2 tRNA genes and 3 rRNA genes are annotated in these 5,635 nt (G+C 51.9%); all 5 read left to right on the top strand.

What is annotated here, in order from left to right:
• Positions 1–304: 304 nt before the first annotated feature.
• A 16S ribosomal RNA gene (locus ACFQU0_RS16850) occupies positions 305–1,833 on the top strand.
• A gap of 105 nt (positions 1,834–1,938) precedes the next feature.
• A tRNA-Ile gene (locus ACFQU0_RS16845) sits at positions 1,939–2,015 on the top strand.
• A 28-nt stretch (positions 2,016–2,043) separates the two neighbouring features.
• Positions 2,044–2,119, top strand: a tRNA-Ala gene (locus ACFQU0_RS16840).
• A gap of 342 nt (positions 2,120–2,461) precedes the next feature.
• Positions 2,462–5,336 (top strand): 23S ribosomal RNA (locus ACFQU0_RS16835).
• A 165-nt stretch (positions 5,337–5,501) separates the two neighbouring features.
• A 5S ribosomal RNA gene (gene rrf / locus ACFQU0_RS16830) occupies positions 5,502–5,614 on the top strand.
• Together the 16S, 23S and 5S rRNA genes with 2 tRNA genes alongside form the textbook arrangement of a ribosomal RNA operon.
• Positions 5,615–5,635 lie beyond the last annotated feature (21 nt).

Below are 5,635 nucleotides of genomic sequence, written 5' to 3'. Positions count from 1 at the left end.
TTTGACGACTGACCAAAAACTGTGTCATAATACGAGGCTCTGCTGATCGCGGCGGTGCTAAGAAAACGAAGGATGACGAGTGGTGCTGAGAGGCCTGCTTGGGTGTTCTGAGTTGTGGTTCATTAACAAACTACAGCCGATAAGCGTGGGCGTTTGAAGGCGACGAGTTGCCTGCAGATTCTTCGGAATCACAAACGCTCATGGAATAGTAAGAGATGAAATATCGCAGAAATGTGATGATCTTCTCAATTCCGTTTTATGAGTGGTCTGACCTGGTGACAGGTTGGGCAAAAAATTCAAGATCGAACTAAAGAGTTTGATCCTGGCTCAGATTGAACGCTGGCGGCATGCTTTACACATGCAAGTCGAACGGTAACAGGCCGCAAGGTGCTGACGAGTGGCGAACGGGTGAGTAATGCATCGGAACGTGCCCAGTCGTGGGGGATAACGCAGCGAAAGCTGCGCTAATACCGCATACGATCTATGGATGAAAGCGGGGGACCGTAAGGCCTCGCGCGATTGGAGCGGCCGATGTCAGATTAGGTAGTTGGTGGGGTAAAGGCTCACCAAGCCAACGATCTGTAGCTGGTCTGAGAGGACGACCAGCCACACTGGGACTGAGACACGGCCCAGACTCCTACGGGAGGCAGCAGTGGGGAATTTTGGACAATGGGCGCAAGCCTGATCCAGCAATGCCGCGTGCAGGAAGAAGGCCTTCGGGTTGTAAACTGCTTTTGTACGGAACGAAACGGCTCTGGTTAATACCTGGGGCTAATGACGGTACCGTAAGAATAAGCACCGGCTAACTACGTGCCAGCAGCCGCGGTAATACGTAGGGTGCAAGCGTTAATCGGAATTACTGGGCGTAAAGCGTGCGCAGGCGGTTTTGTAAGACAGGCGTGAAATCCCCGGGCTCAACCTGGGAATGGCGCTTGTGACTGCAAAGCTGGAGTGCGGCAGAGGGGGATGGAATTCCGCGTGTAGCAGTGAAATGCGTAGATATGCGGAGGAACACCGATGGCGAAGGCAATCCCCTGGGCCTGCACTGACGCTCATGCACGAAAGCGTGGGGAGCAAACAGGATTAGATACCCTGGTAGTCCACGCCCTAAACGATGTCAACTGGTTGTTGGGTCTCTTCTGACTCAGTAACGAAGCTAACGCGTGAAGTTGACCGCCTGGGGAGTACGGCCGCAAGGTTGAAACTCAAAGGAATTGACGGGGACCCGCACAAGCGGTGGATGATGTGGTTTAATTCGATGCAACGCGAAAAACCTTACCCACCTTTGACATGTACGGAACTTACCAGAGATGGTTTGGTGCTCGAAAGAGAGCCGTAACACAGGTGCTGCATGGCTGTCGTCAGCTCGTGTCGTGAGATGTTGGGTTAAGTCCCGCAACGAGCGCAACCCTTGTCATTAGTTGCTACGAAAGGGCACTCTAATGAGACTGCCGGTGACAAACCGGAGGAAGGTGGGGATGACGTCAAGTCCTCATGGCCCTTATAGGTGGGGCTACACACGTCATACAATGGCTGGTACAAAGGGTTGCCAACCCGCGAGGGGGAGCTAATCCCATAAAGCCAGTCGTAGTCCGGATCGCAGTCTGCAACTCGACTGCGTGAAGTCGGAATCGCTAGTAATCGTGGATCAGCATGTCACGGTGAATACGTTCCCGGGTCTTGTACACACCGCCCGTCACACCATGGGAGCGGGTCTCGCCAGAAGTAGTTAGCCTAACCGCAAGGAGGGCGATTACCACGGCGGGGTTCGTGACTGGGGTGAAGTCGTAACAAGGTAGCCGTATCGGAAGGTGCGGCTGGATCACCTCCTTTCTGGAAAAATCAGGTCAAGTCAAGTTCTTGCGCCCACACTTATCGGTTGTTGGAAGGTTGTCGCCAACGGCGCTCATGAAAATGGGTGTTTAACGCGACCGGCTTGGGTCTGTAGCTCAGTTGGTTAGAGCACCGTCTTGATAAGGCGGGGGTCGTTGGTTCGAGACCAACCAGACCCACCATCCCCTCCAATGAGCGCATTCGAATCCTGGGGGATTAGCTCAGCTGGGAGAGCACCTGCTTTGCAAGCAGGGGGTCGTCGGTTCGATCCCGTCATCCTCCACCACTTATCGTCACCGTTGATGGTGTTCAATCAAAATCAAAATGTCCTGCTACAGGGTATTTTGATGTTGATTGGTTTCAACAAGATGAACCGAAAGGTTCTCGGCTGTTCTTTAAAAATTCATAGAGTCGAATCAGCGTTGCTGGTGGAAAGCACACATTCGTAAAGGTTTAGTGTGCGCCGTGCCGCCAGCAACAATTTTTTGATTGCGTCAACGAATATTCAACGTATCGCTAGATGCGAATTTGAATGCGGCATAACGCGTCAGGTGAAAGACCTGACAGACATTCCTTGATGTGATTTTGCTTCTTGCTGGGCTTGCCTGGTGAGAGGTCAAAGTTATAGGGTCAAGTGAATAAGAGCATGTGGTGGATGCCTTGGCGATGATAGGCGACGAAGGACGTGATAGCCTGCGATAAGCTTCGGGGAGCTGGCAAATTAGCTTTGATCCGGAGATTTCCGAATGGGGAAACCCACCGAAAGGTATCGCACACTGAATACATAGGTGTGCGAGGCGAACCGGGTGAACTGAAACATCTCAGTAGCTCGAGGAAAAGACATCAACCGAGATTCCGAAAGTAGTGGCGAGCGAAATCGGAGAAGCCTGCTAGTGATAGCACGACACTTAACGGAACGGCATGGAAAGGCCGGCCACAGCGGGTGATAGCCCCGTACGTGAAAAGAGACGTGTGGTACTGAGCTAGCGAAAAGTAGGGCGGGACACGAGAAATCCTGTCTGAATATGGGGGGACCATCCTCCAAGGCTAAATACTCATCATCGACCGATAGTGAACAAGTACCGTGAGGGAAAGGCGAAAAGAACCCCGGGAGGGGAGTGAAATAGATCCTGAAACCGCATGCTTACAAAAAGTCGGAGCCTCGAAAGGGGTGACGGCGTACCTTTTGTATAATGGGTCAGCGACTTACATTCAGTGGCAAGCTTAACCGAATAGGGAAGGCGTAGGGAAACCGAGTCCGAATAGGGCGATTCAGTCGCTGGGTGTAGACCCGAAACCAAGTGATCTATCCATGGCCAGGATGAAGGTGCCGTAACAGGTACTGGAGGTCCGAACCGACTAGTGTTGCAAAACTAGCGGATGAGCTGTGGATAGGGGTGAAAGGCTAAACAAACTTGGAAATAGCTGGTTCTCTCCGAAAACTATTTAGGTAGTGCCTCGCGTATTACCTTCGGGGGTAGAGCACTGTTTTGGCTAGGGGGTCATGGCGACTTACCAAACCAAGGCAAACTCCGAATACCGAAGAGTACAGCGCGGGAGACAGAGCACCGGGTGCTAACGTCCGGACTCAAGAGGGAAACAACCCAGACCGCCAGCTAAGGTCCCTAAAATTGGCTAAGTGGGAAACGAAGTGGGAAGGCTAAAACAGTCAGGATGTTGGCTTAGAAGCAGCCATCATTTAAAGAAAGCGTAATAGCTCACTGATCGAGTCGTCCTGCGCGGAAGATGTAACGGGGCTCAAGCCAGTTACCGAAGCTGCGGATTCACAGTTTACTGTGAGTGGTAGGAGAGCGTTCTGTAAGCCTGTGAAGGTGTCTTGTAAAGGATGCTGGAGGTATCAGAAGTGCGAATGCTGACATGAGTAGCGTTAAAGCGGGTGAAAAGCCCGCTCGCCGTAAGCGCAAGGTTTCCTACGCAACGTTCATCGGCGTAGGGTGAGTCGGCCCCTAAGGCGAGGCAGAGATGCGTAGCTGATGGGAAACAGGTCAATATTCCTGTACCGATTGTTAGTGCGATGTGGGGACGGATCTTAATAGGTTATCCGGCGGTTGGAAGTGCCGGTTTAGACAGAAGTAGGCGTGCGTTAGGCAAATCCGGCGCACATATACCGAGGCTGTCGATCGAGAGAGCTTGCTCTTGAAGTAACTGAACGAGGTCCCAGGAAAAGCCACTAAGCTTCAGCTAACAACGACCGTACCGCAAACCGACACTGGTGCGCGAGATGAGTATTCTAAGGCGCTTGAGAGAACTCAGGAGAAGGAACTCGGCAAATTGACACCGTAACTTCGGAAGAAGGTGTGCCCTAGTAGTGTGATGAGAACATCTGAGCACGAATGGGTTGCAAAAAATAGGTGGCTGCGACTGTTTATTAAAAACACAGCACTCTGCAAACACGAAAGTGGACGTATAGGGTGTGACGCCTGCCCGGTGCTGGAAGATTAATTGATGGGGTGCAAGCTCTTGATCGAAGTCCCAGTAAACGGCGGCCGTAACTATAACGGTCCTAAGGTAGCGAAATTCCTTGTCGGGTAAGTTCCGACCTGCACGAATGGCGTAACGATGGCCACACTGTCTCCTCCTGAGACTCAGCGAAGTTGAAATGTTTGTGATGATGCAATCTCCCCGCGGAAAGACGGAAAGACCCCATGAACCTTTACTGTAGCTTTGTATTGGACTTTGAACAGATCTGTGTAGGATAGGTGGGAGGCTTTGAAGTGCGGTCGCTAGATCGCATGGAGCCAACGTTGAAATACCACCCTGGTGTGTTTGAGGTTCTAACCTAGGTCCATTATCTGGATCGGGGACCGTGCATGGTAGGCAGTTTGACTGGGGCGGTCTCCTCCCAAAGCGTAACGGAGGAGTTCGAAGGTACGCTAGTTACGGTCGGACATCGTGACGATAGTGCAATGGCATAAGCGTGCTTAACTGCGAGACTGACAAGTCGAGCAGATGCGAAAGCAGGACATAGTGATCCGGTGGTTCTGTATGGAAGGGCCATCGCTCAACGGATAAAAGGTACTCTGGGGATAACAGGCTGATACCGCCCAAGAGTTCATATCGACGGCGGTGTTTGGCACCTCGATGTCGGCTCATCTCATCCTGGGGCTGTAGCCGGTCCCAAGGGTATGGCTGTTCGCCATTTAAAGAGGTACGTGAGCTGGGTTTAAAACGTCGTGAGACAGTTTGGTCCCTATCTTCCGTGGGCGCTGCAGATTTGAGGAAGCCTGCTCCTAGTACGAGAGGACCGGAGTGGACGCACCTCTGGTGTACCGGTTGTCACGCCAGTGGCATTGCCGGGTAGCTAAGTGCGGAAGAGATAACCGCTGAAAGCATCTAAGCGGGAAACTCGTTCCAAGATGAGATCTGCCGGGGCCTTGAGCCCCCTAAAGAGTCGTTCAAGACCAGGACGTTGATAGGCTGGGTGTGGAAGCGCAGTAATGCGTTAAGCTAACCAGTACTAATTGCTCGTGCGGCTTGACCCTATAACTTTGATCAAAAATCGATCAAAGATGAGTGTCTGAACACAGTTGAATCCAACTGTTCTTATGCACGCATTCAAGTGAATAGACGTAGCGCAATCGAAAAAGCTGATAAGACTCTATGAATTCGCTGTGCTGAGCATGTGCTCAGTGCGGCAACCCGTTATGCCTGACGACCATAGCAAGTTGGTACCACTCCTTCCCATCCCGAACAGGACAGTGAAACGACTTAGCGCCGATGATAGTGCGGATTCCCGTGTGAAAGTAGGTCATCGTCAGGCTCTTATAAAGACCAAACGCCC

Origin of the sequence: Hydrogenophaga defluvii, assembly GCF_042665235.1 — a bacterium.
In the GTDB taxonomy this organism is placed as follows: Bacteria; Pseudomonadota; Gammaproteobacteria; order Burkholderiales; family Burkholderiaceae_C; genus Hydrogenophaga; species Hydrogenophaga defluvii_A.
This window is presented reverse-complemented; position numbering and strand designations above follow the sequence as displayed.